At 42.5% G+C, this 24618-nt stretch carries 16 protein-coding genes; 5 read left to right on the top strand and 11 right to left on the bottom strand.

What is annotated here, in order from left to right:
• Window positions 1-19: 19 nt before the first annotated feature.
• The 5 genes from H8796_RS02605 to H8796_RS02585 form a co-directional block, all read right to left on the bottom strand.
• The gene (locus H8796_RS02605; protein WP_117937122.1) at window positions 20-2335 is read right to left on the bottom strand and encodes a GH92 family glycosyl hydrolase; all 2316 of its coding nucleotides are present in this window, start codon (window positions 2333-2335) and stop codon (window positions 20-22) included.
• Window positions 2336-2361: 26 nt separating this feature from the next.
• Entirely contained in the window at window positions 2362-4551 is a 2190-nt protein-coding gene (locus H8796_RS02600) for a hypothetical protein (protein ID WP_117937124.1), read from the bottom strand.
• Window positions 4552-4614: 63 nt separating this feature from the next.
• On the bottom strand, window positions 4615-5772 hold the full coding sequence (locus H8796_RS02595; protein ID WP_158570826.1) for a DUF4972 domain-containing protein: 1158 nt from the start codon (window positions 5770-5772) through the stop codon (window positions 4615-4617).
• A 26-nt stretch (window positions 5773-5798) separates the two neighbouring features.
• A complete protein-coding gene (locus tag H8796_RS02590; RefSeq protein WP_117937128.1) occupies window positions 5799-7742 on the bottom strand; it encodes a RagB/SusD family nutrient uptake outer membrane protein in 1944 nt (647 codons plus the stop codon).
• Between the two features lie 12 nt (window positions 7743-7754).
• Window positions 7755-10970, bottom strand: coding sequence for a TonB-dependent receptor (locus H8796_RS02585; protein ID WP_117937130.1), 3216 nt, complete (start codon window positions 10968-10970; stop codon window positions 7755-7757).
• Window positions 10971-11464: 494 nt separating this feature from the next.
• On the opposite strand from H8796_RS02585, the gene H8796_RS02580 reads away from it, so the two are divergent.
• Window positions 11465-13801 carry a DNA-binding transcriptional activator gene (locus H8796_RS02580; protein WP_117937132.1) on the top strand — a complete coding sequence of 779 codons (2337 nt, stop codon included), beginning with the start codon at window positions 11465-11467 and terminating at the stop codon, window positions 13799-13801.
• A gap of 48 nt (window positions 13802-13849) precedes the next feature.
• Here the strand turns inward: H8796_RS02580 and buk are convergent, their stop codons facing one another.
• Together buk and H8796_RS02570 are read right to left on the bottom strand one after the other, a co-directional pair.
• On the bottom strand, window positions 13850-14911 hold the full coding sequence (buk, locus tag H8796_RS02575; RefSeq protein ID WP_009000211.1) for a butyrate kinase: 1062 nt from the start codon (window positions 14909-14911) through the stop codon (window positions 13850-13852).
• Between the two features lie 25 nt (window positions 14912-14936).
• On the bottom strand, window positions 14937-15896 hold the full coding sequence (locus H8796_RS02570; protein ID WP_004296252.1) for a phosphate acyltransferase: 960 nt from the start codon (window positions 15894-15896) through the stop codon (window positions 14937-14939).
• Window positions 15897-16075: 179 nt separating this feature from the next.
• Between H8796_RS02570 and H8796_RS02565 the strand changes: the two genes are divergently transcribed.
• From H8796_RS02565 to H8796_RS02550, 4 genes are all read left to right on the top strand, one after another.
• Window positions 16076-16879, top strand: coding sequence for a glycoside hydrolase family 16 protein (locus tag H8796_RS02565; RefSeq protein WP_117937134.1), 804 nt, complete (start codon window positions 16076-16078; stop codon window positions 16877-16879).
• Between the two features lie 8 nt (window positions 16880-16887).
• On the top strand, window positions 16888-17796 hold the full coding sequence (locus tag H8796_RS02560) for an LD-carboxypeptidase (RefSeq protein WP_009000209.1): 909 nt from the start codon (window positions 16888-16890) through the stop codon (window positions 17794-17796).
• A gap of 70 nt (window positions 17797-17866) precedes the next feature.
• The gene (locus H8796_RS02555) at window positions 17867-18862 is read left to right on the top strand and encodes a M28 family peptidase (protein ID WP_117937136.1); all 996 of its coding nucleotides are present in this window, start codon (window positions 17867-17869) and stop codon (window positions 18860-18862) included.
• A 109-nt stretch (window positions 18863-18971) separates the two neighbouring features.
• A complete protein-coding gene (locus tag H8796_RS02550) occupies window positions 18972-19397 on the top strand; it encodes a SufE family protein (RefSeq protein WP_004306960.1) in 426 nt (141 codons plus the stop codon).
• A 13-nt stretch (window positions 19398-19410) separates the two neighbouring features.
• Here the strand turns inward: H8796_RS02550 and H8796_RS02545 are convergent, their stop codons facing one another.
• The 4 genes from H8796_RS02545 to H8796_RS02530 all read right to left on the bottom strand — a co-directional run bounded on the left by H8796_RS02545 (window position 19411) and on the right by H8796_RS02530 (window position 24569).
• Window positions 19411-20190: a CPBP family intramembrane glutamic endopeptidase gene (locus H8796_RS02545; protein ID WP_004296247.1), complete on the bottom strand. Its 780-nt coding sequence runs from the start codon at window positions 20188-20190 to the stop codon at window positions 19411-19413.
• 102 nt (window positions 20191-20292) lie between these two features.
• Window positions 20293-21240 carry a bifunctional riboflavin kinase/FAD synthetase gene (locus H8796_RS02540; RefSeq protein WP_117937137.1) on the bottom strand — a complete coding sequence of 316 codons (948 nt, stop codon included), beginning with the start codon at window positions 21238-21240 and terminating at the stop codon, window positions 20293-20295.
• A gap of 10 nt (window positions 21241-21250) precedes the next feature.
• On the bottom strand, window positions 21251-21874 hold the full coding sequence (locus tag H8796_RS02535) for an HAD family phosphatase (RefSeq protein WP_004327137.1): 624 nt from the start codon (window positions 21872-21874) through the stop codon (window positions 21251-21253).
• A complete protein-coding gene (locus tag H8796_RS02530; RefSeq protein ID WP_009000205.1) occupies window positions 21864-24569 on the bottom strand; it encodes a calcium-translocating P-type ATPase, PMCA-type in 2706 nt (901 codons plus the stop codon). The genes H8796_RS02535 and H8796_RS02530 overlap by 11 nt, the downstream gene beginning before the upstream one ends.
• Between the last annotated feature and the right edge of the window lie 49 nt (window positions 24570-24618).

The following is a 24618-nucleotide window of genomic DNA, read 5'->3' as shown; positions in this document are numbered from 1 at the left end:
TATTAATATTCTTATTGTTTTATTCTTTTTCGATGCCCCAGTTTGGATTAGGAGCAGCTCCCATAGTCAGTTCAAGTATACCACCTGCGACAATGTCTTTAAAATCAAGATAACATTTGTTGTACTCTCGATTATTGAGACGGGCTTTCTGGATATACCGGTTTGTTTTTGAATTGTTCAAAGTTCGAATGACAAACTTCTTACCTTTGAAATAATCCGGGTCCAGATGAATACGGATCTCGTTGAATACGGGACTGGTTATTTCATAACGCGTACTTCCGGGGCAGGAGGGATGTATCCCTGATGCAGCCAGCACATACCAAGCGGACATTTGTCCCACATCTTCGTTACCGACTATACCTTCCACTGCATTCCTGTAAGCCTTGTCACAAATATGGCGTGTCCATTTCTGTGTCAACCATGGAGCATCTAAATGATTGAACAAGAAAGGAACAAGGTGCACAGGTTCATTTGCATGATTGTAATATTGATTCCAAAGCAGACTCTCGGGAGCCTTTTCGAAAAAAGAAGATAAATCGTTCAAAGTTTTCTCTTTTCCTCCCATCAATTCAATCATACCCGGAATATCATGGGGGACAAACCATCCCTGTTGATACAAGTTGGACTCTACACATCCGTAACTTTCTATTGTGCGTGCATTTTCAGGCCATAAGTCATAAACACCGTCTGCATGGCGAGGACGGAACCATCCGACTTCCGGATCGAAAGTGTTACGATAGTTTTGCCCGCGGAGCATATAGTGAGAGGCGTCTTCCTTATGTCCTAAAGCAGTTGCCAGTTGTGACAAACACCAGTCAAAATAAGCATATTCCAGCGTTTCGGAAACATTTAATACTATGTACCCCCGTTCTCCGTTACCAAATTTGTTGGCGGTATTTCGAGCATACTTATAGGCCTTATTTACGTCATATCCCCGTATCCCTTTTAGATAGGCGTCAGTCAGTACTGATAAAGCAGGATTACCAATCATGCAACCACTGTAGGAATTCAGAAATTCCCAGCGTTCGTAATATTCGTACCCACTTTGTTCGGCTAATGAAATTAATGAGTTTATTTCATCGTTCACCATCTTCGGGTTAATCAGAGTCTGGAGTGGAAACTGGCTGCGGAATACGTCCCAACCGCTGAAGATAGAGCGTTTGGTAAATCCTTCCTTTTCATACACTTTCCCGTCTCCTCCAACATATCTTCCATCCACGTCGGTAACAATACGGGGATCAATCATTGTATGATATAAAGCCGTATAGAAGACTGTTTTTCCCTCCTCACTGCCTCCCCTTGCTTCCATGCGAGACAGCTCATTGTTCCAGTTCTCAACCGCTTCCTGCCGGATTTCATCGAAGTCTTTCGCTGCGATTTCCTGCTTGTAGTTGTTTTCTGCCCCTACCATGTCGACAAATGAAATACCGACTTTCATGGTTACTTCTTCATTTTCTTCTGTTGCAAACTCTGTGAAAAAGCCGATATGTTTACCTTCTATTTCATTAACGTCTTTAATAATTGGCGCCTGGCTTACTTGCTGCAGATAGGAATCACTTATTACATCATCTTTCTTACGGTTCCAGTCATCCGGAATCTCTGCATTCCAGAAACCGTAGTGATTCAGTGGTTTGCTGAATACAGCGTAAAAATAGACTGTATAATCCGCTTTCCCATCACCATTTCCCCAACCGCCTCCTTCAGGAGTACACTTCATCCAGCCACGAATGGCGTGTTTATCTTTAACCTGAATGTATTGGGTAGTGGAAGTGCCTCCAACCCGTCGTGCCAGATCAATCTGGATACGGGATTGAGAGTTGGCAGGATAGGTAAACCGGAGAATACCACTATGTGAGGCGGCTGTTGCTTCCGCCTTGATGTTATAATCGGTCAGTGTAGCACAATAATAACCGGCGGAAGCTTCTTCCGAACTTTTGTCATACAACGAGCGGTATCCTTGGATGGAACCGTCTTCACGTCCTGCGATCAACTGAAGCTTACCGGTAGTAGGCATAGTCAAGAAATTCCCCAAATCGCCATACCAGCCTACACCACTCATTTGTGTAAAGGCGAATCCCTCTATCGTTTTATGTTCATAGCTGTATCCGGAAGAATTATCTCCACCAGTGATGGTTTGAGGACTTACCTGAACCATGCCGTAGGGAGTTGTTGCTCCCGGAAAGGTTTTACCCATTCCATGATAAGTTCCGGCTAATCCGGTACTTGTGCTCGCTCCGATAAACGGATTGACATATTGCGACGGATTGGCTAATCTTTCATTACTACAACTCACTAGTAAGAAGGAAGCGACGATTACGCTGATAATATACCTCATTGTTCTCATTATTTATCTTTCTGTTACTACCATTCGATGCTGACTGCAATTCCGTCAGGATGATTCTCGCAAGAAAGCAGACAAGTTTTACTGCTTGCATCCCATTTCCATTCCGCAGTCGACTGAAGTCTGTTGTCATTATTCGTGACTGTGCAACTCTTTGGGCGTGCGGGTAATAGGATACGCATCATTCCGGATGTATTCACAGGAGCTTTTCCTGTGAATGAATAAGTGTGCGCAGTACTTTTTTCATCGTATATCCTGCAGGAAGATGCTAGAACCTGGCTTTTCTTCTTTTTATCCACTCGATCCATGTCAATCAGTAAAGCCTGTGTACCGGGGGAAACTTCTTTTATTTCCAATACAGGTAATTGGGGATCAAAAAGGTCGATGTATTTCCCTTTTGCGATATACGGTTCATTAGTCACGCTTTCATCCAGTACTGCAATAATCTTATACATTCCTCGTTCAAGCACGAAAGAATTTTTAAAACAAAGAGATTCTTTCGTTTTCTTCTGGTAGAGGGTGGATACTGTTTTTACCAACTCTTCATCACCTCCGGCAGATAATACATATTCTTTCGGGTCGTTCCGGAGAATAAATACAGTTCCTTTTCCATACTTGTATTCTCCTGTTTGTGGAAAAGCTGTCATCTCCATCATTTCAAAGAGATGAGCGGAAGGATTTTGATAAGATTGGTTTCCTGTATTCCACCATTCCTGAACAGACTGAAATGGATCATTATCCCGGCCACTGTACACAAGTATGCCTCCTTGATGTACCCATTGAGAAATAAATTTATGGGCGTCCGGTGACATCGGTTTCATGTTCGAATAGGACATAAGAAGAATCTTCAGTTCTTTCCAGGTTTCGGGATATTCCACATTTTCTATATGTACGGTAGATACCGGTACTCCACGTTTCAGAAAAGGAAGAACTTGTCCTAAAAAGTTGGATAGATATGGATCGCTATACCCGGCATGTTCCGGAAAACGCTGGAACATTAATGAGTTGCTCATCAATGCGCCGATTCCTTTGTTGCCGCTGACTTGATTATCAGATACAGGCATATGGTTCAGTGCATTAATCATAATCTGCATCTGGGTGGAATAATGGCGCGGAATTCGGATACGTTCGTCGCTATTGGCGCTTGCCCGATACCAACCCTCGTAGATTCGTTCCGGCCAAGGCATGATCTCATAGTTAGAGATACGGGGATAAAGCAGTTGTGCTGTAAAGGTAGCCTCGTAATTCTTTTTATAGTCACTCCAATCCCGTGGCTGGTCTTCGATCGGATCAGTCAGGAAAGTCATCTTACGTCCTGTAGGTGCTGTCATTGATTCCATGGAACCATATTCGACGAAGGCAGTTTCGAACACCCGTTCTTTTTGAATACCGCTGTAGAAATTAGGTTCCCGTGAAGTACCTGTCCATACCTGTGCGATGTATCCGTCCACACAATCCAAAGATGCGAGGCTGGCCTCCGGACTTACAATCATCCATTGAGAATAATTGAGAAGCGAATGAGTAGGCACATAGCAACGTACATTCATCCCTTTACTTCTACCATATTCTTTAGCGTAAGTGAATACCTCCTTCAAAGCATGATAATACAACTGGTATTTCAACTTATTCGACAAATAGGTATTATTCGGCGATTCATGTTGAGGCTGCCAATCAAAACCATAATATTTCTTCCATTCCCGTTTGAAAGCCTCGCTGTATCCACCACGTGCCCAGAATTCGGGCTCTTCCATATAGATGGCATCAATGCCTGCATCAATGGCCTTCTTTACATGTGCTTCTTTTATATAGGCCAGATAATTCTCTGTAGGAACAATGTAGGGCACTTGATGTCCGTGCCAGATAGTATCTCCTTCTTGCCTCACTTGTCCTTCGTCCATGTGAGGTACTCCGTCCCATTTTCCGGTAAAATAGTCCTGATATTCTCCCCAGGCGATCCCTGTCATGAAATGAGTGGTATATCCGCGATCGCGCCAGGAGTGTACACGTTGTGTAAAAGGTACGGCCCGCGTTTTGTCGGTCGGATTTCCATTGATTCCATATATGATGGCGACATCTCCTCTGTTATCCAGTGTCGGACGCCACGGCTGCGATGTCTGAAACATCGTTTGCTCTTTGGAATGTTGTGCAATACAACTTATACCACCGAAAGAGAATATACAAAACAGAATAAAACTACTTTTCAATACCATAATTTTTTGTTTAAGGTAGGTTTGCCCGGTATTTTACTACCAGAGCAAACCACTGTCATCCATTTATTTTAGATTTACCCATTGAAAATTTCCTTTCAAAGAAGCGAAATACCTTCCTGTCAAATCTTCGACATTGTTGAAATCATCAGGGAGTCTGTTGAAAGGCCATCCGCACACCAGATCAGATTCGTCTCCGGTTACCAACAACTGATATTGAGCCAGTTTCTTAATATCCGATTCAGATTTGGCAGATTTCCAAATGTGGAAGTGCTTAATATATCCTTCTACTTTACGATCTCCCTTAATACCACTGACCGGATCCATTTGACCGAATGCTACCATTGCTGTATTTTCGAGAGTATTGGAGGTATAATTTCCTGCCATATCTGATTTTGCCCGTGTTGTCTTGAGTTCACCGTTCAGGTAGATTTTGCAGATGATCGGGCTACCGCTGCCGTTCGTTTCTCCGTTGAAACCTTTCTCATTCATTACGGCTGCAAAATGTACCCATTCGTTGAGCGTGTTGAATTCGAATCCTGGTTCCATCAAGTTCCAGTTATCGGAAGCATAACTCATACGTAATGATTTTTGGTCGAACAGATTTACGCACCAGCCTTTGCGATAATGGTTCGGATCGTTGTCATCTCCTTTCTCCACAAAGGTAGAAATGACGGAACCAAAACCTTCTTGAGATTTTACTTTCATCCAAAGTTCGATGGTGAAAGTCTGTTGTCCTTCCGAGCCAAAACGGGAGAAATTAGGACTGACTCCAAAATCAATATATCCGCCTTGATGACCATTCACATAAAGTTCGTAATCTTCGTTAGGATCCACATAGTCGGTAGTGCGGATGCTTTCTTTGAAATTGGAGATAGCCCGTTTGGTTTCTGCCAGTAGTTGCTCAAACTTACTTTTGGCAGGCTCCACATAACTTCCGTTTGACAGGTTCTCTATGACTTGTTCCAGTTTCTCAATGGCGCTATTGAGAATATCTTTACTTTCTTCGGGATACATTCCCTGTTGGAGACCATAAGGAGAATCGTCTCTTAATGCTGTCATTTCACTAATCTGCTCTTGAAACTTAGTAACATAAGTATTTATCATATCTTGCTCCGAACTGTTTTTGTCATCGTCCGAACATGCCGAGAAAGATAAGGATACTACCATTGATAACATGAACATCAGAGTCATGTACCAGTTTGTATTATATCGTTTTTCCATATACGTTCTGTTTTTCATTTTATTAATTAATCCCATCCGGTGTTTTGTACCAGATTTCTGTTTATGTTCAAGTCTTTCTGCGGAAGCGGGAAAAGATAATGCTTCTTTTCGAAGATGCGGTCTTCTACTTTCGTACGTACAAAGAAGTCGTTACCGTCTTTATTGATATTCATTCCATGAATCGCTTTACTTTCTGTTTCTTCGGCAATACACCATCTTCTCACGTCAAAATAGCGTTGAGTTTCGAATGAAAGTTCTACACGGCGTTCATCTCTGATGGCTTGACGCATATCTGCCGGAACGGGAATTTTTCCATTACCATTTCCATATTGAGGGATTCCGGCACGTTCGCGAATCAGGTTCAGATAAACGAGAATGTCCGGATTACCAGGATCACTTTCATTCAATGCTTCAGCGTAATCCAGATAAATCTGGGCTAAACGGATTAAAATACAAATGCGATCGCTTACATCCCATTCAGCCAGCGGAGCTGATTTGCGTACTATATATCCCGTCTTCGAGTAGTCGTTAGAGTTACCTACCCCACGACCGGAATTACCACTATATTGCAGACTTGTATAAACCACTCCGTCACTTTCATTCAACCACTTCTGTCCGTCAAATGTGATATCGGCATAGAATCTCGGTTCACGTCCTACCCATGCTTTTAGTGCTCCTTTGGGAGCAAATATGCGTTTGGTTATAGGGTCCAGATAATCGGAAGACGAGAAACCATTATCTTCGTAGCCTGAAGCCGTGTTGATAACAGGAGTTTTATTATCCGATTCATATCCGTTAATCGGTTTCAATCCGTTGGCCATGAAGTAAGAATCCACCATTTCCTGGGTAGCAGCCATACTACTGGAGGCACTGACACTACTGGGTAGTCCGAAATGTTTCGGAGTTCTTTCGTAATGAATATCTGACGCTTTCACTCTTTCTCTGAAAAAGATCATTTCGGCAGCCGAACCGGATGAAACATTCAGCATTTCTGAAATGTAACCTCTTACAGCTTCGCGATAAGACAAATAAGGATCTAATACACCGTTTGTCTTGATACGGCAGAGATCATAACCATTACCGACATAACGGTCTATAAATTCTTTCGCATCATTGGCCGCATCTGCCCATAACTGCTTCTTTTGTTCTTCACTGTAAGCGGGGAATAGTTTTTTTCCATCTTTGTTGGTTAATCCCGCATAGTATGAGTTACTTCCGTTGAAGAGATCACTGGCTGCCAACATTCTGGTTTGAAGGATGAATGTTTGCGCAATGGCTCTGTCAATATGTCCCAGACCATTATATTTTGAACTTAACGTTTTTGAGAGTTTGATATTGTCTATCAATCCTTCTCTTTTGGCTTCCTGCAGTTGAATAATAATGTAATTGACTACTTCTTCCACACTGTTACGTGAGATTTGCAGGCTTTCTGCAGAAGCATTTTCCGAGATTACTTCCTCCAGGATAGGAACAGGCCCATATAACCGGAAGAGATAATAATAATAAATCGCTCTTAACGCTTTGGCTTCGGCCGTCCACTGGTCATAGTCTCCCGGTGACAAATTGGGACACCGGTAAAGGTTCTCTATAAATAAGGTGGCTGAACGTATTCCTTTGTAGTACTTATACCAATAATCATAAACGAAACCGGATTCAGGAGTATAGGAAGCATTGTTTATTTGTTGTGTTTCGCAGAAATCCCATGCAAATTCAGCTTCGTCACATCCTGCTACCCATGCACCGGAAGTACCTTGAGTATTAACACCGTTGGCAGAGTTTCGCTGACGAAACTCATCCGGTAGATAAGTGTACACAGAGGCTAAGTATTTCAAAGCCCCTTCGCGGGTTTCGAATATCTTCTCCAGAGAGAGCATGTCTTTCTCGGGCACCTGGTCGAAATAATCATTACAAGATGTTATTGTAAGTAATAACAGTATTAATGTACTCCAATTTATATATATCTTTTTCATATCTGTCTGCTTTTAAAAACTGAAATTAAGTCCTATCGTATATGCCGTCGTATTCGGATATTTGTTACCGTCATTCGTTCCCAGTTCAGGGTCCCACAGTTTCCAGCCGGAGATGGTAAACAGGTTGGTTCCCATCATATAGACACTTGCATTTTTGATATTCAATTTGTGGCATAAAGTCTCGGGGATACGATATGAAAGTTGCAGGCTTTTCAAACGGAAGAAACTCATATCTTTTAACCACCAGGTGCTGTTTACATAGTTATTCTGATTTCCCGGTGCATCGTTACCATAAGAAAGGCGGGGATAGAATGCATTCTGGTTAGGATTATTTTCTGTCCAGCGGTCGTCGATATTACTGAAAACATTTCCAGCGGAAGAATTATTGAAGGCATGCACAAATCCGGAAATCAAACGGTCGGCTTTGGCAGTTCCCTGGAATAATGCTCCAATAGAGAAAGCTTTGTAATCAAGGTTGAATCCGAATCCATAGTTAATCTTGGGAATATCTCCGTTTCCTATCCAGGAAATATCATCATCATTGATAGTGCCGTCTCCATTCAGGTCTTTGTACTTGATATCACCGGCACGCACTTGGTTCAAGCCTACCTTATACGGAGTAGGGAAAGGTTGTGCCGTATTTTGTCTTTGCGCTTCCGGCAATGCCAGCCAGTTCTTTATGGCGTCGATATCCTGTTGCGTATATAGTCCGTCGGCGGTAAAGCCTTCCAGAGCTTTCAGGCTATGTCCCTCTCTGTTTCTCCAGGGAAACTTTTTGTCAGGAGTGTCATCATCCACCCAGACCACATCCGTATAGGTGAAATTACCTCTTACGGTCAGTGCCAGGTCTTTATTGAATTGCTTGAAATATTCCAGTGACAGGTCGTATCCTTTTGTTCTGGTTTTACCTACGTTGCCATAAGGCGTTTCCTGGAATCCGGCGAATCCGGGTAGGGAGTTGGTGCGGTTTAATAGAATTTGCTTTCTATTTTCCTTGTAGAAGTCAACAGTAACAGATAGCTCGTCACGGAAGAATTTCAAGTCGATACCTAAATCCTGCTTGTGAGCAATTTCCCAAGTTAAGGGAGTAGCCGGGTTTTTAATGCGGACTCCGTCAACTCCGACGTTGCTACCGAAAGTATCCCCATAGTCAGCCGCCCAGTCATATTGGTCAATATACATAAAACGTCTGGCTGCACCATCCACGTCGCTGCTACCGACACGGCCGTTTGTATAGCGTACCTTCATGAATGAAAATACATTTTGAATCGGTTCCCAGAATTTCTCGTTGGAGAGTACCCAGCCGACACCGAATGCAGGGAAAGTACCGAAGCGTTTGCTTTTAGGGAAGTTCTCCCCACCATTGTATCCGATATTGAATTCGGCAAAATAACGGTCGTGCCATGAATAAGTAGCCCGGCCGGCAATACCTTGCAGGCGATAAGGTAATGAACCAATAAAATCACCGGCATCATTGATGGTTTTGCTTTGTTGGGTATATACGAACATTGCTCCTACACGATGCTTACCGAATACGCGGTCGTAATTCAGGGAAGCTTCGAGATTATCTTTGCGATAACCACCGAAAGTACCACTGAAAGCTAGGGCATTACTACCCTGATCCCAAGTAGTTTTTAAGATGGGATTTCCGGCTGCATCATACGGTTCACCTGTGCGGTCGGCGAAGTAATATGTATTTTCTCTTTTCGTATAAGAGGATTCACGACGATTGGAAACGTCGTATGCATACATGACACTTAATTTTAACCCTTCGGTCAGCATACTTAAATCCTGGGTCAACCGTACATTCGCCATGATTTTATTATCCATCGTTTTGCGGTATCCTGTTTTAGTAGCTTCTGCATACGGATTGCGGTTACCACCTTGCGTGTGGAGTCCCGGAACATATTCTACTCCATTAGCACGAAACATCACCGGGTACAAAACCGGGTTAACTTCGATGGTTGAGGAGAAAATCGATTCGGTATTAACTCCCGGATAATTACCATTCCCCAAATGTCCCTGTGCTCCGATTTCTACGGTAGTTGAACTGGTGACTTTCATAGACAGATTGGTGAGGAAGTTGTACCGGTCATAATTGATGCCCGTATTATAATTCTCATAATCATTTTCCCGTACCATTCCTTTTTCGTTGAAATAGCTGATAGAAGCATAGAATTGTGCCATTTGGCTACCTCCCCGTATATTTGCATTGACGCGTCGCTGATGTCCCCAATCTTTGAATACTACTTTTTGCCAGTCTACGTTCGGATATAGAAGCGGGTCCATGCCCGATTCTGTATTTTTAATGTAAGAGGGCAGATACATTGGCGATAACCCGTCGGTGGTTAATGCCTCGTTGGCTGTATTCATATAAGTGATACCATCAGCGAATTTAGGCTGTTTGGTGAATTGGGTAAAACTTTCGTAATAGTCTACATTGACTACCGGCTTGCCTATGATACCCGGTTTCGTTTTTACGATAACCACTCCATTTGCACCACGCACACCATACACAGCAGTAGCGGACGCATCTTTAAGTACGGTAATAGATTCTATATCTCCCGGATCGATATCATTGAACGGACGTTCCACTCCGTCCACAATCATCAGCGGGTTCGAATTGTTGGGCGTGGAATATCCTCGAATCCATATATCCGATGCATCCTTTCCCGGTTCTCCCGTACGCTGAACGGCAATAACGCCAGACAATCTACCCACCAAAGCGGAAGTCAGACTTGCGGAAGGCATTTTTATATCCGATACTTTCAATGAGGATTGCGAACCGATAGAACTGATTTTCCGTTGTTGGCTATAACCTACCACTACCAGTTCATCCATTTCATTAATAGTTTCTTCCATGATAATGTCGTAAACGGAAGCACTACCGATATTGATTGTGACAGGATTGAATCCAATATAGGTAAATGCGACCTGTGGATTTTTATCTGATACATTCAATGTATATAGTCCGTCCAAATTAGAGATCGTTCCATTTTGAGTACCTTTCTCCATTACATTAACGCCAGGCAGTGGCTCACCTTCTTTATTAGTGACACGTCCTGTTATTCTTTTCGTTTTCGTCTGATTTTGCCATACGATCTCGCTGTCTGATTTGCCTTCCTTCTTTTCCGTCTTTTCTGATGCGGATGAAGGAATGCTTAAAAACATCAACAACAGAACCATTAAGGAACTTTTTGTCGAACAGGGTTTTAATGCATTTCTCATACAAGGTTAATTCAATTAATTATTTGACTACATTTCTTTTGTTATGAATCACTTTTCAGTGTTTTCATGTGTTGCCAACGTTGACTGTCCCAACCGGTTGAGACATGACAAAAGTATAGCTTCGGGGTTAAAGTCGTGGTTAAAATCGGATTAATGCGGCGGTTAATGGGGGCTTTTTTTGTTAACCCCGCTAAAGAAACTATCGCAAAAGTATTCTTTTTATTATGTTATTCAACTCTAAAAATATATCTTTGTTCCGCATGAATCTATAAGATCAGTCATCATCTATGTGGAATAGACAAATATACCTTACTGTTATTGTTTGTATTGGTGTTCTTTTTTTGTCGAATCATTTATGTGCTCAAGGCTTAAAATTTCAGAGAGACGAAAATTCGATTGAAAACAGAACCTCATACAATGTCTTTGCCTATAAAAGTCACACGTTTAAAGACCGGCTTGATATTGCCTTCGACTATGCGGCACCAGAAACGTCGATGAGAGGAAATGTGCTCCGTATCAAGAATGAAAAGCAGAATCTTATTTATACATTGTCCTTTAATAGTGAGGAACAGGATGTAATTTTCAAGCTGAATGAAGAAGGAAAACAGAATCTGGTTACGTTGCATTTGAATAAGGAAGAGTTCAATCGCCGACGATGGCAACAGGTGCAAATCCTATTTAATCTGGTTAAAAACGACGTCACATTAAAGGTTAATAAAGAGAGATCAACTTGTCCGGACTTAAATTTTGCAGAGCAAAGCTGGAAGCCGGTGATGTATTTCGGACGTAGTGAATATATTATTGATATTCCTTCTTTCGGGATTCGTAATTTGTCCGTCAAAGATGATAAAACTACTTTCTTATTTCCCTTGAATGAAAACAAAGGAAATGAAGTGCACGATTCGGAGGGAAGCCGTATCGGTGAAGTGGTATGTCCGGTATGGATGATAAACGATGCTTATTTCTGGCGACATAAAGTAGCCTTTGAATCGAATGAAGTGGCGGGGGCTATGTTTAATGTTCACAACCAGGAAATTTATTATTTTAATGACAAGCAGATAACAACTTATAATACAACGAACGGCACTTCCAACACGAAAGAATATGCTGCTCCTTGTCCGATGAAATTCCGTTTGGGCACGAGTTTTGTCGATACCGGGCAAGAACGGTTGTATGCTTATGAAGTTTATGATCCGCCTTTTAGCGGGTATGCAAGTGCATGGTATGATTGGCATAATAACCAGTGGACTCCATTGAGCTATGATGTTCTGCCTACACAACTGCATCATCATAGTGCCTTTTATGATGAGACCAATCATCGGTACATTATTTTTGGCGGTTTTGGTAACCATCGCTTTTCTAATCGGTTCTATGCGATGGATGTGGTGACAGGGAAATGGAGTGAAATCAAATATACGGGCGATCATATTGATCCGCGTTATTTTACTTCTATGGGATACGAACCGTCTTCCAATTCTCTGTATATCTTTGGAGGAATGGGGAATGAGTCCGGGGATCAGGCTATTGAGCGAAGATACTACTATGACCTCTACAAACTGGACTTGAATACGAATCATCTGAAAAAGATGTGGGAAATTAAATGGAATCAAGCAAACATGGTGCCGGTAAGAAATATGATTTTACCAGGGGATTCTACTTTCTATACTTTGTTCTATCCGGAACATTATTCCCAGTCGTATTTGTGCCTGTATCGGTTCTCCATATCCGATGGGTCTTACCAAGTATACGGTGATTCTATTCCTATGCGTTCTGATAAGATAGCAACCAATGCTAATCTTTATTACAATGCAAATAGAAACGAACTTTATGCAGTGACTTTAGAATTTGATAATCAAGATCAGGCATCAGTTTCCAATATTTATAGTCTCTCTTTTCCACCCATCACAAAAGAGCAGATGGAAGTAGACGACACTTCGAGTCTATTTTTCTGGATCATGCTTGTTGGCGTTATTGTCATTGCGGCTTTGTTGGCTGTTGTTTCTATTTATATTTTTATAAAAAGAAAGAATCGTTCCGAAAATCAAATTGATAATGAGGAACCGGAGTTGCCGGAGGGAGAAGGGGAAATTGTGGATAACCTGCATAATCGTCCTAATTCGATTTATTTATTTGGAAACTTTTCAGTCAGGGATCGGCATAATCGGGAAATTAATTACTTGTTCAGTCCTAAACTAAAACAAGCTTTCATCTTGATTTTCGAATATAGTCTTTCCGAAGGAATCACCTCGCAAGAATTGAGTGAACAATTATGGCCCGACAAGACAGAGAATAAGGTAAAGAATATCCGGGGAGTTACCCTGAACCATCTGCGGAAAACACTGGCTGAATTGGATGGCATTTCTCTTGTTTATGAGAAGAATGTTTTTCGTTTGATATTGCAGGAACCTTGTTATTGTGATTATCTGCAATGTATGGAGATATTGACGGGTAATCCTGTAGAAGAACAATATGAACGACTCTGTGAGATTGTATCGCAGGGAGCTTTCCTGAAATCATTGGATATTCCTTTATTCGACCATTTCAAGGCACTGGTGGAGGCGCAATTAGAACCTACATTAAGCAGACAGGCAGAAGTGTGGTATGAAGAAGAGAAATATACCAAAGCTATTGCGATGGCTAATGCTAGTTTTAATTTAGACCCGTTGAATGAAAAATCATTGCGTATAATCATCGGTGCTTATTGTAAGCAGGGGCTATATAAGGAGGCAAAGACCAGATATAAACTTTTTGCAAAGCAATATCAAATGCTACAGGGGGAAAACTATTCTGTAACTTTGCAGAGTTTATCAGGAGGAGTTGTCCTTAATTAAAGGAAACAATGTCGTATTTATAACTGAATAGCCTTTTTGTGCGACTGCCTATTTATAGATTTGTATCGGCAATTCCCCCTTTAGTGCTCCTATGGCATTAAATGCTAACGACTCCATTTCATTCTCTCCGGGATAAACATAGATGGGAGCCAGGAAAGAGATTCTCTTTTTCAGTCTTGAAATCACATGGTCCGAATAGGCGATACCTCCTGTCAGAAGGATGGCATCTATCTTCCCACAAAGTACGGTGGCACTGGCTCCTATTGCTTTTGCAACATTGTAAATCATGGCATCCAGTATCAGTTCCGCTTTTTTATCTCCTTCTTCGATAGATTGTATAATGGCGGGAACATCGGTTGTACCTAGATGGGCGGTCAGTCCGGCGCGTCCGGAGATACGTTTTTTCAATTCGTCTTTGGTGAGTTGACCGCTAAAACATAGGTCGATCAGTTGACCGGCGGGAAGTGTACCGGCACGTTCCGGTGAGAAAGGACCTTCACCGTCCAATGCATTGTTGGCGTCAATGGCTCGTCCGTGGTGATGGACTGCGACAGAGATGCCACCTCCCAGATGGCAGATAATTAAATCCAGATTTTCGTATTGGGTTCCCTGCTCTTTGGCAAAGCGGCGGGCGATTGCTTTCTGGTTTAATGCATGCCAGATGGTGATCTTCGGCATTAAAGGAGAACCAGTAATGCGTGCTATATCCTCCAATTCATCCACCACTCCCGGATCAGCAATGAAAGCCGGACAGTTGGGTAATGTAGAAGCCAGCTCGCTGGCAATCAACCCTCCTAAGTTACAGGCATGGGTACGCATGGCATGTACGGTATCACGTTTCATGGCTTCATTTACCTCATACACTCCGCCTGGTATCGGTTTTACTAAACCGCCGCGTCCGATGATTGCATCAAAAGAAAAAGGTATCTTATTGTTTTCCAATTCTTGTAACACCAGGTTTTTCCGGAATTCAAACTGGTCTATTACCTCCGGAAAAGCGGATAGTTCTTCTACAGAATGTTTTATATTACTGACAAACAGCGGAGTTTCATTTTCGTAAACTGCTATTTTAGTAGAAGTAGAACCGGGGTTGATAACCAGAATTTTCATGAATAGTAGGCTTTTAGTGGTGAATTTAGAATGATGAGCCGGTGACTTGGCTGACTTGTTTTCTGCATTTGCAATCTCCTGACACTTGTAAGCAGGCCATTGCAATGCTGTAATATTTGGACAAGCCGGAATCACTACGCGATGGAAGTACTACAGGGCAAATAGGACCTTGCAGCAATCCTGCCATTTCTGCCTGTGCGAACAGAGAGACGGATTTGTAGAATGCATTACCCGACTCAATGTTCGGGAATATCAAGACATCTGCCTGTCCGTTGATAGGAGATACAATCCCTTTAATATCACCACTTGCTTGTTCGCAGGCAGTACGTACATCCAGCGGACCGTCAATAATCACATTTCCGAATTCTCCCGCTTCGGCAAGTTCTACGATATTCACATAATCTAGTGAATGAGGGAACTTGGCACTCACTTTTTCTGTGCAGTGAATCAACGCGACACGCGGTTGTTCGATGCCAAAGTGACGGCAGGTGCAGATAGCATACCAGATCATTTCTATACGTTGCTGTAAAGTAGGACGCGGAATGACGGCGGCATCCGAGAAGAAAAGCAGTTTATGGTAAGTAGGAATTTCCATTACTGCCAGATGCGTGAGGATTTTCCCTTTCGGTAACAAACCTTTTTCTTTGTCGAGTATGGCATGCAGTAAGTTGTCCGTATTGATAATCCCTTTCATCAAAATATCCGCTCCTCCTTCACGCACAATGCGGACAGCTTCGCGCGCCGCTTCATCCGGATTTTCTATGTGGATGGTTTTTACGTATTCAGGATATTGTTTGAGCGTGGGATATTTCTTCAGAATGGTAGAATCTCCAATCATCAGAAATTCTGCAATCCCTTCTTCCAAAGCACGGGAGATGGCATATTCAGTGTTAGGATCGTTCGCACAGACCACGGCAATTCGTTTTCTATGGTTTAGTTTTTTAAGATGAGCCGTTAACTGGGCAAAATTTAGAATAGGTTCCATAACGTTAGATTTTTAGCAAATATCAGAAAAATGATTGAAAAAATAATGATTATAACCCAAAAAATTACATCCATTATGTAACATTTTGCTATATTTTATTTGTTTTGGCTGTTGGATGTGCATGGAACCGTTTTTTCCTGTATTTTTGCAAATAAATCCCCCAATAAAATAAAAGCACCATGAAACAGTTTAAAAATCTATTATTTCTTAGCTTAATTCTCCTTTGTTGGACGCTTGTTTCCTGTAAAAGCAGCAAGACGTCTTCCGGTTGGTCTTTGATCTGGGAAGAGAACTTTAATCAGAAAAAGAGTTTCGATTCACAGGTCTGGAGCAAGATTCCACGAGGTAAGTCAGACTGGAATAACTATATGACAGACTTTGATTCCTGCTATGCCATGCGTAAAGGCAAACTGGTGTTGAGAGGTATTGTCAATCATACCCAACGCAATGACACTGCCCCTTATTTGACAGGTGGTGTGTATACAAAAGGTAAAAAGGCTTTTACGAACGGGCGTATTGAGATTTGTGCCAAGTTGAATGCGGCGGGAGGAGCGTGGCCTGCCATCTGGATGTTGCCTGAAGGAGCGGCATGGCCATCTGGCGGTGAGATTGATATCATGGAACGTTTGAATAGCGATTCTATTGCTTATCAGACAGTCCATTCCCATTACACTTATACGCTGGGAATCAAGGATCATCCGGTATCACATTCTACGGGAGTGATTCACCCTGACCGCTACAATATTTTTGCAGTCGAAATGTATTCGGACAGTCTTTCATTTTATGTCAATGATGTACATACGTTTACTTACCCCCGCATACAAACGAAAGAAGAAGGACAATTCCCTTTTAATCAGCCCTTTTATCTGCTGATTGATATGCAGTTGGGAGGCTCGTGGGTGGGAGCAGTCTCTCCCGAGGATCTTCCGGTAGAAATGGAAGTGGACTGGGTGCGTTTTTATCAACGAAAGTCAATAAAATAAGAACATATATGGATATTCAATTTCCTCCTTTTTTGCAGAAAGGTGATAAAGTGGTTATTGTATCACCTTCGAGTAAGATAGACCAACAATTCCTGAAAGGAGCCAAGAAACGGATGGAATCATGGGGCTTGAAAGTGGCTATAGGAAAGCATGCCGGAAGTTCATCCGGAAGATATGCCGGGACAATCAAGCAGCGGCTGAAAGATTTGCAGGATGCGATGGACGACCCTAAAGTGAAGGCTATTCTTTGTAGTCGTGGAGGGTACGGGGCGGTACATTTGATTGATAAAATTGATTTTACGGCCTTTCGTGAACATCCGAAATGGTTACTGGGCTTTAGCGATATAACCGCCTTGCACAATTTGTTTCAGAAAAATGGATATGCTTCCCTTCATTCATTGATGGCACGTCATCTTACGGTGGAACCGGAAGACGATCTTTGTGCGAACTATCTGAAGGATATTCTATTGGGAAATATTCCTTCTTACATGTGCGAGAAGCATAAACTGAACAAGCAGGGGACGGCACAAGGCGTTTTGCATGGCGGTAACATGGCGGTAGCCTACGGTTTGCGTGGCACTCCTTATGATATTCCGGCAGAAGGCACTATACTGTTTATTGAAGATGTTAGTGAACGTCCGCATGCCATCGAACGTATGATGTATAATTTGAAACTGGGGGGCGTATTAGAAAAACTGTCCGGATTGATTATCGGTCAATTTACAGAATATGAAGAAGACTGTTCGTTGGGCAAGGAACTGTATGCTGCTTTGGCAGATTTAGTAAAAGAGTATGATTATCCCGTGTGTTTCAATTTCCCGGTGGGACATGTGACTCATAATCTTCCGCTTATCAACGGTGCAAAAGTAGAGCTTGTGGTGGGAAAGAAAAATGTGGAACTAAAGTTTATATGTTAATAATCCATTCCATCTGAACGATGCTGTGGTGAAAATGACTAATTTTGAGGCTTTAATAGATAAAAGGACGATGAAAAAGAAAACTATGATAGTATTAATGAGTGCCTTTTTGTTATTATCAGCATTCTCTTGCGGTGGAGGTAACAAGGCAAATAGTACGAGTGAACAAGACGAAAAGACAGTTGTGAATGTACCTCAGTTTGATGCGGATAGTGCTTATTTGTATGTAAAGAATCAGGTAGATTTCGGACCTCGTGTTCCTAACACTAAAGAACATGTAGCCTGTGGCAATTACCTTGCCGGCCAATTAGAGGCTTTCGGTGCTCAAGTGACTAATCAATATGCTGATTTGATTGCTTATGACGGTACGCTGTTGAAAGCGAGAAACATTATCGGTTCTTATAAGCCGGAAAGTAAAAAGAGAATCGCTTTGTTTGCACATTGGGATACACGCCCATGGGCTGATAACGATCCTGACGAGAAGAACCATAAAACTCCGATTCTGGGTGCAAATGATGGTGCCAGTGGGGTAGGAGCTTTGCTCGAAATAGCTCGTCTGGTCAATCAGCAACAACCGGAATTGGGGATTGATATCATTCTGTTGGATGCAGAGGACTATGGTGCGCCACAGTTTTATACAGGAAAGCATAAGGAGGAATTCTGGTGTCTGGGATCGCAGTATTGGGCACGTAATCCTCATGTACAAGGATATAATGCACGTTTTGGTATCCTGCTCGATATGGTAGGGGGTGAAGGCAGTGTGTTTATGAAAGAAGGGTATTCGGAAGAATTTGCTCCGGACATAAATAAGAAGGTTTGGAAAGCGGCAAAGAAAGCGGGTTACGGAAAGACTTTCATGGATGGAAACGGAGGATTTGTAACAGACGACCATCTGTTCATAAATCGTCTGGCACGTATTAAAACGATCGATATTATTCCCTACAATCAGGAAGGTGATTTTACCCCGACATGGCATACTGTCAATGACAATATGGAACATATTGATAAGAATACGTTGAAAGCAGTTGGTCAAACGGTATTGGAAGTGATTTACAATGAGAAATAATAGAATTGAGAAATAATATAATAAGGTGTTGATAGATTGATATGCCGGTTTTAAATACGGCATCTGCTATTCGCACACTGGTATATTGTCTAATTAAATAATTACTATAATGTCAATTAATGAACTACAAGATGAAGTGATTGCGGAATTCAGTGACTTCGACGATTGGATGGACCGTTATCAATTACTTATTGATCTGGGGAATGAGCAGGAACCACTTGAAGAAAAATATAAGACGGAACAAAATCTGATTGAAGGGTGCCAGAGCAGGGTATGGCTTCAAGCGGATGATGTGGATGGTAAAATCGTTTTTAAAGCAGAAAGCGATGCTTTGATTGTAAAGGGGATTATTGCCTTGTTGATTAAAGTCCTTTCCGGACATACTCCTGATGAAATCTTAAATGCAGATCTTTATTTTATAGACAAGATCGGACTGAAAGAGCATCTATCGCCAACGCGTAGCAACGGTTTGCTGTCGATGGTAAAACAAATACGAATGTATGCATTAGCATTCAAAGCGAAAGAGGGGAAGTAAAAACTTCCCTTTTTTATTGCTGCTTTTGGGAAGTCAGGTGGTTCATGGTCAGTATGATACCGATAAACAGGAGGATTGACCCGAATAGGACGATGAGATACGGGGTACCGTTAATCAGGTCGTCCATATTTTCAGCTTCGGGATATTTGATGCTAAGATAGACTGACAATGAGTTGTTTAGTACATGCATCAGTATACAAGGTATCAGACTGCCTGTTTTGTAATAAGTCCATGCCAGCAGGATACCGATCAGAAAAGCCGGAAGGATCTGGGCGGGATTTATATGAAAGACACCGAACAGAAGTGCGGAAATCAGAATTGCTTTAGTCGGATTGTATTGCTGAAGTAAAGCGTGTGTAATGGCTCCGCGAAACAATAACTCTTCAAGTACGGGACCTACGATGGCTATTGCAAGAATGCCGCCCCAACCGGATTGGAGAATGTTGAAAGATTGTTCCATGATATTAGGAATCCAATCCAGCAGGCTCATTAGTGAGGAGACTGCAAACCCGCAAGTGAGGATTGCAATGGCACTACAGACCAGATAAGGGGCTGACACAGGTAACCATGTTGCCTTCTTTTTACTGATATAACCGGCTTTCCATAGATAAATACCCATCATAATCTGACCGGCTAGTTGTGCCGGGATCATAATCATTTGCGTCAGAGTGACTTTATCCAGATTTCCCGTGGTGACGAACAAATAGATCGTACAGGGAATCATAATCAGGATTGGAGCAATAATCTGCGCAATGAGAAGGTCTATTAATACTAACTTGATAGCCGTTTTCATGTTTTTTTATTTAGTGGTAAAGAAACTATAGATAAACATAGCTAACATGGATATAGCTATTACCACCAAAGAGATGCTCATAAATGACTTTTGCATAAGAATCTATTTTTTAAGAATTGTTTCTGTCTCTTCAGCATCCTTATGGAGCTGTGTTATTAACTCGTCGATACTGGAGAATTTCAGTTCGGGACGTGTCCGTTTAACAAAAGTAAGCCGGATGAATTTATCATATATGTCAGAATGGAAGTGGAGGATATTCACCTCAATCGTCCGGTTCGGACCATTGTCTATCGTCGGGCGGACACCTATATTCAGCATCCCCATATACGTTTTCCCGTCAAATGTTACCCATACGGCATATACGCCATCGGCAGGAATCAGTTTATCGGGATCATCCACCCGTAAATTGGCTGTTGGGAAACCTATCTTTCTGCCTACCTGATAGCCGCCTACTACGATCCCGTCAAGGAAATATTCGTATTTCAGACAATGGGCGGCGAGGCTAACTTCTCCTTCATGAAGAAGTTTACGGATCAGGGAAGAGCTTACCGGAATGTTGGGCTCGTCCCCTATTTCTATATTGCTGGTATACGCTTTGGCGCGAATCACTTCTATGCCAATTTCTTTTCCATAACGTACATAATCCTCGAAACCTTCGCTGCGGTTATGCCCGAAACGATGGTCATAGCCGATAACCAGATATTTTACCTGATAACGCTCTTTTAGCAACTGTGTCATAAACTCCCGGGCAGTGAGCCGGGAAATTTCCGGAGTGAAATCAAGCATCAGGCAGTAGTCCACCCCGATGTCTGCAAGCAGACTTATTTTTTCTTCGGGGGTAGTCAGAAGTTCCGGACGATACTCCGCATTCATCACTTTTCGGGGATGAACGGGAAAAGTAACCAATGCAGAGCGTAGACCTTTGGCGGCGGCTATCTCTTTCACTTGCTGAATCAGATAGCGATGTCCTGCATGTACTCCATCAAAGAAACCGATGGTAGCTACGCAGGGTTCCGGGGTAATTGCCGATGTGTCACGTATAATCTGCATATCTCTAAAATTATTTGAGGTTGAAAAGATGGCTCCAGTCTTCGCCTGCTTTCGCTGTATAGGTAGAAATTCCTAAATTTTGGGCTGTCTTACAGTTCATTTCAGAGTCATCAATAAAAAGCGTTTCTTTCGGCTCGATACCGGCATCCTCTATGATTGCCTTGAATATCTCCGGTTCGGGCTTGGCCATTTTCATTTCAAAAGAGAGGTACGTTTTTTCAAAATAATCTTCCACCTTAAAGGTGCGGTAAGGAAACAAATGAGCGCATGTCCATTCCCAATGAATTTGGTTGGTATTGCTCAATAAATAGACGACATATTTCTCACGTAATTTTAATAATAAATCCAGTTTTTGTGTGGGTATATCTACCAGAAAGCTATTCCAGGCTGCATCTATTTGTTTGTCGCTAACTGCTTTGCCTATCATTTTACGAACTCCGTCACGGAATTCGGCAGGTGTAATCAATCCTTTTTCCTGTTGCATCAGGAGTCCGTCCTGGTTCTGGATATCCAGCAATGCATCCACGTTTTGGAGCCCCAATTTCTGAAAGTGCTCAATGCAACGTTGGCGGTCGAGATTGATAAGTACACCACCTAAATCAATAAGAAGGTTTTTTATTCCTTTACTTTTCATTTCTGTCTTTTTTGTGAATAATACGTTGAACAAGGCGAACAAGTTCTCCAACCCATAACACCGTGGACGAAACGCCTATAATAAGAAGCCAGGTTTGCCAGTCGAGCGGTTCCGTGCGGAATACGGCTCCACCGAACTGTACGATGAGGAATTGTCCGGCAAGAATAGCCAGTACAATAAGCTCCATCCCGTACGATTTGGAAAGTCCCTTGAATGCCGAATCGGTAGTACCGAATACACGGGCATTGAACAGGTTCCAGAATTGCAGCATGACAAAGAAGGTGAAGAAAATAGTCAGGTTGTGTACATTCATTCCTTGCGTGCTGTGGTCGAAATAATAAATCATTCCGAGCAGTACGATGAGGAAGATAGAGCCCACACCTATTATATTAGCCCGCATTGCCTTACTGATAATAAAATCGGTACTGCGACGAGGTTTCTCAAGCATCACCGTTTCGCTGGGTGGAATGGAGGCAAGAGCCAAAGCGGCAAAAGTATCCATAATCAGGTTCACCCATAACATTTGTGTTACAGTCAGCGGAAGTTCCGTACCGATTACGGAGCCTAGCAGAACGATAAGCAATGCCACAAAGTTAATCGTTAGCTGGAAAACGATGAAACGCTGGATATTCTTATACAGTGAACGTCCCCACATAACAGCGGTTCCGATACTGTTGAAGGAGTCATCGAGCAATGTAATATCACTGGCTTCTTTAGCTACAGAAGTACCTGTACCCATTGACAAACCTACTTGAGCATGATTCAAAGCCGGGGCATCATTCGTTCCGTCTCCGGTTACCGCTACCACTGCTCCTTTTTGTTGAAGCAGTTGTACCAGACGTTGTTTGTCTGTCGGACGGGCGCGAGACATGATTTTTAAGTCCATCACTCTGTCCAGTGCTTCTTCATCGCTCAATTCGGCAAATGCAACACCGGTGATTCGATTTCGTTCCGTATCAGTTTCAGGGTTCCAAAGACCTATCTGGCGTGCGATTTCCGTGGCAGTTCCCGGAGTGTCACCGGTCACGATCTTGATACCGATACCTGCAGACTGGCATTTCGCAACCGCAGCAGGTACATCCGGACGAATCGGGTCGGAGATGGCAACCACTCCCAAGAAATTGAGGTCGTTGGCTGAAACAAGTTCCGTGCAATCGTTCGGCTCATTTTCTCCGACAATCTTGAATGCAAATCCAAGTGTACGCATAGCCATATTCTGATAGCTCAACAGTTGTGCTTCCACTGTAGAACGATACTCTACCGCATCCACTTGCCGTCCATCCAGAACAACTTCTTTACACTTACCCAAAACAATTTCAGGAGCTCCTTTTATATAAAGTATTTTTTTGCCGATCAGTGGAGATTCAACTAGAGTTGCCATGAATTTCCGTTCGGTAGAGAAGGTGAGTTGATCGAGAACATGAGCTTGTTCGCGGAGTTGCAGGTAATCTCTTCCCTGTTTGTTAAGCCAGAGCAATAAAGCCACTTCAGTTGGATTTCCTACGCCTTTGGGTTTTTCTCCATTGGTTGATTCTTCAAGGAAAGCTGTTGAATTGGCGCTGATTCCTTCTGCGATAAGTGCGCTGATATCGTCATCAGACAAGTCACTGCCATTTTTGATACCATAGAAATTGGGTTCGTGCACTTGCATCAGATTTTGAGTCAGTGTACCGGTTTTATCCGTACAAATCACGGTGATGGCTCCCATTGTTTCGCAAGCATGCATTTTCCGTACCAGATTGTTGGTGGAAAGCATACGACGCATGTTCAATGCCAGACTAAGCGTGACACTCATTGGCAATCCTTCAGGCACAGCTACTACAATCAGCGTAACTGCCATCATAAAATATTTCAGTGTCCGTTCGAAAACCGGAAGCCACTCATGCCATCCGTTCAGCGAACTGAAATCAAAATATAGTACTACATCTTTTACAAAGAAAATAAGGAAAGCCAGACCGGCAACGGTGAAACCGATCTTTCCGATCAGATTTGCGAGTTTGGTGAGCTGTATGTTCAGCGGGGTGGGTTCGAGGTTATCCTCTGTACTCTGTCGGGCTACTTTTCCGATTTCAGTAGCATCTCCCACATGCAGCACGCGCATGCTACCATGTCCATCCACCACTGTAGTGCCACGCATCACCAGATTGGAGGCATAAGTGGCTTCTTCATCAAAATCAGCTTCCACAGTAGTTTTATTAATAACAGGTTCTCCGGTCAAGTTGGATTCGTTCACTTGCAGAGAGATAGCTTCCAGCAACTCTCCATCAGCGGGAATTTCTTCACCTGTTTCCAGAATGACGATATCACCTACCACTATGTCTTTACGAGGGATTTCCTGTACGCGTCCGTTTCGGACCACTTTTACCAGGGTTTCTTCATTGACCGCATTCAGCAGATCGAACTTCTTACTGGCATCATATTCGAAGAAGAAACCGATTCCGGTAGCCAATAAGATAGCGGCTATAATTCCGATTGTTTCGGCATATTCGTTTTCGATGATGGAGATGATTAACGAGAAAGCGGCTGCTACTAATAATACACGGACAACCGGGTCTTCAAATTTTTCCAGATAAAGTTTCCAGAGAGAAGGACGCTTGGGGGGCGTTAACAGGTTAATACCATTTTTCTCCCTGCTTTGTAGGACTTCGTCATCAGTAAGTCCTAAATGATAATAGTCATTTTTATTTGTACTCATGCAGATACATGCGTTTAGTTTGAACCGCAAAAATACAACATAAAATTGT

Source organism: Bacteroides sp. M10, from assembly GCF_014334015.1.
Taxonomy (GTDB): Bacteria; Bacteroidota; Bacteroidia; order Bacteroidales; family Bacteroidaceae; genus Bacteroides; species Bacteroides intestinigallinarum.
Note: the sequence above shows the minus strand (reverse complement) of the source record. Positions and strands in the feature narration are given on the sequence as shown.